The organism is Bdellovibrionales bacterium, from assembly GCA_018266295.1.
Classification (GTDB): Bacteria; Bdellovibrionota; Bdellovibrionia; order Bdellovibrionales; family Bdellovibrionaceae; genus JACMRP01.
This window is the reverse complement of sequence record JAFEAQ010000001.1, coordinates 1-3492: the sequence shown is the minus strand read 5'-3', so window position 1 is coordinate 3492 and position 3492 is coordinate 1. Positions and strand designations below refer to the sequence as shown.

Genomic DNA, 3492 nt, shown 5'->3' with positions numbered 1-3492 from the left:
TCTGATCCATCGGTTGAATGAGAAGTGTGTGCAAATAGTTCATTGAATTTTCTCGTAAACAAATCAATAACGAACAAATAGGGGAAAAATAAAAATCCTTAAATCACACCAAAGTACTTCTCTTCGGAAATGGAGTTCCCAGAAGGTCTATCAGAAAACGCTAAGAAGGCCATCCTCGATGCCGGCTTGGAATCCATCGATGATCTTGCACCATTCACAATGGAGGAACTCCGTAGCGCGTCTGGTTTCAACTGCTCGTTGAAAGACATCACAATTCTTCGAAAAAACAAACGGCCGCGTGACGAAGTTCCAGATGCAAAAAACGACGAGGACTTACTGAGCACTTGCACGGGCGACCCCCTCAACATTCAATCCTTTCTCCCAACTCGAATCACCTCGCACGACTTAACGAGTCTACGATCCGCCGTCTTTGGCGCAGCCAAGGCGGACGCGAGCCCACACCTGAAACAGGAGCTAGACTTTCTATGCTCCTTGATGCTCCAACTCCGAGAGAAGGAACTCCCTCTCAAAACCAACGTGTGGGCCAGGTTGGTACAGGTCATCCTCAAGTCCCATTTTCCTCTGGCAGCTCTTCGAATCGCAGAACTATGGGCCGCGTCGTGGTCGAAACTCCCGGACCTATCAGAGCTGGCGTTGATCAGGCACGTGCAGAGGGTACGCACGGAGGCAGAAAAAATCAAGCTCCCACAGCAAGGCCCGGGTCAGACGAACTACGGTCAAAACAACAACGGCAAGAGGTACACTTTTCGCAGGGTGTAGGAAGGCTGAGGCAGACGACTTTAATACCATCAAAAGAAATAACCTTAATAACGAAATTTCACGAACTACGCACACAACTGTCAAACATCCACGCTATCTACCACAAGTTCATCAAGTGGACGGAGGAACACAACTTGCCGACGGACCTTGGGTCCATTCACACCACGGCCCTACTTTTCATCAGAGAGACAATGCAACACACCAAACCGTCGACGAAGAGGACATATTTCGGACACATAATATCGGGCCACACACAGAAAATCAACGCACACATTCCGACTACGCCGATAGGAAGGAGAATAAAACGGATGCTTACTCTCGACATGCAGCACTCAACATTAAAAAAAGCAAAAACGTACAACTTGCAAAGTTTCCCCAAGCTGAGCGACACGATCGCACCAACCCTCCTGCTTCTCACACTTCTGTGTGCTCGACTAGGGAACGGGTATGGAGTTATCCACCTTGGATTGACCGAACTCAGGATGAACGAACATTACAAATGGCTACAAACGGAGGGGAGGATTTTTGTGTGGAAGGTTTTGTGGGTACGCCACAAAAGCTTGTCCTGGATAGGCAAACGATCAGTCGAGGTGCCGTTAGCAGAACAGTCGGGTTGGGGGAAATTGGCCATACAAACAGCAGCACGTCTTCAAAACAAACAACGAATTTGCCACGAAACTACGCAAAAGATTATTCAAACGTGTCTGTTCCAACAAAAGTATGGAAACCACTCGATACGGAGATCCGGGGCACGATTTTGGAGGGAGATGGGCATGCCACTACAACAACTGCAAGCAATAACCCTGCATCAGTCGATCCAATCGCTTCTTACATATTTGGAGGAATGAGGCAACACTCAAAGAACAACGACCGAACACCACAGATGTTACGACGTCTACTTTCTGGTGGCGGAACGGGTAGCAATGACCTAAGTGGAGGAGAACTTCCGACACAATTCAATGGGAAAGAAACCAATCAAGCTCAATTGCCAATTTATGCGCCTATTACTCCAAAAATCGAGCCTTCAACAGTTGGAAACGTTCTCCTTCACAGTGATGACAAAGTAGCGGCGAAATTAGCATTCGATTGGTTGACAAGCGCTGATCTGCACACAGCGATATTACGATCCATTCCAACACACAAGAGACAACGCTTCCCGACAACTATCCCCGATGAGGACCTTAAAAGTATCCTTGCAGCAGGTATTCTAGCCCCAGCCTCGAATAGACCATCCAGAGCTTTTTGTAGACTCGGGTTCGTGCCTGAACTGTCAAAATACAGGCGACGCATAATTCTCGAACCACGAGATCTGAATAAATGTGTTACGTCAAATTTCCTGATCAAGGTGAATTTACCCCAGCTTAGCGACATCGCAGAACTCACTGTTTTCGACAAAATCGAAGCGGTGGACTTCAAATCTTTCTATTACCAAATTCCTATCGCAGAGGACGTTAGACAATTTTACAGGGTGGAGCTGAATGGCGGACTTTACGAAGTCGCTAAGCTCCCCCAAGGCGCCCGGCACGCTGTCGGCGTGGCGCAAATTATCGCGCGTGCGGCGACAAAACTCGCCTGTGGTAACCGGTTGCCACCAAAATTGCTGGTGTACATTGATAATATTTTTATCCCACACGCCGCAAGAGATCCAGACACATTTGCGGAAAAACTACAGCCATTCACAGTGGGTAGTGCAAAAACATCCGTTATCACCACCGTGCTCGGAGTTGAAGTCAACTGCGGTACGAAGCTGTTGTCAGTGAAGCAAAGTATTGTGGAAAAACTAGGAGAGTTGAGCAAAACATTTTCAGAGTGGACCGCAAGAGACGTGCTGAAGGTGTTTGGGCTCGCAAATTTCGTCCTTCGCGTACTCCACAGACCATGGAGTATGTTTATCAGCCAATTGAAACTCCTATCAACCCTATGCAGCAAATTTTTCGCTCTTAATCTCGACGACAAGTATGACCTTAAGCCCCCAATGCAACAGGCACTGCTGCATATGATCAATAGGTGCCAAACATTCGGTCCATGCAAAGGCGTGACGAAGGAAAAGGAAGGGAGGACTACGCTCATCACGGACGCTTCACTAGCTGGTTGGGCTTGCATTATAGTGGGTGTGGACGGAGCGGCTGAAGTGATCGCGGGTGAGTGGAAACCCTGGGAAGAACCCTGGTCGATCAACAGGAAGGAACTAAATGCAATCGGCAAAGGCTTGAAGCACTTAGAAAAGGAATACGGCGGAGCACCGGTAGACTTGATCACTGATTCAAGAGTGGCAATTCAGAGTTTAAACAAAGGACATTCCCTGACTGCGCTAAACACTGAAGTGGCAGAAATCCTCGAGCATAAAAGAAAAATCTTTGCGTCCTGGGTGGCATCTGAGAACAATCCAGCTGATGAACCAAGCAGATATCCCCTCGAGTTCAACGGTAAAAAGGGGAGGTACGACAAACAAGCGCGCGAAAGTCTAACACATAGCACAACAAGGCTATGGTTCGATGGGAATTGGAACACGTAGTGTTGATCGCTAAACGGACGTGTGAGCGGTACAACGCAAGCCAAACTGCTACAAGTCAGAAGCAGTAGAGAGGACTTGTACCGCTTGCGTGCTTTCTAAAACAAGAAATTCCACAACATTCCAACCAAATGATGATTCGTGGAAAATAGTGCGGTTCCGATGCATTCAGAAAATACTCACAAAAGAACAAAGGGAGA

Annotated in this window: 2 protein-coding genes; both read left to right on the top strand. The window is 47.7% G+C overall.

Features of this window, described 5'->3' with window-relative positions; genetic code table 11:
* Positions 1-129 precede the first annotated feature (129 nt).
* Positions 130-780, top strand: a complete 651-nt coding sequence (locus JSU04_00010) for a hypothetical protein (protein ID MBS1968654.1) — start codon at positions 130-132, stop codon at positions 778-780.
* Positions 781-1279: 499 nt separating this feature from the next.
* Positions 1280-3295 carry a hypothetical protein gene (locus JSU04_00005; protein MBS1968653.1) on the top strand — a complete coding sequence of 672 codons (2016 nt, stop codon included), beginning with the start codon at positions 1280-1282 and terminating at the stop codon, positions 3293-3295.
* The last annotated feature ends 197 nt before the right edge of the window (positions 3296-3492 follow it).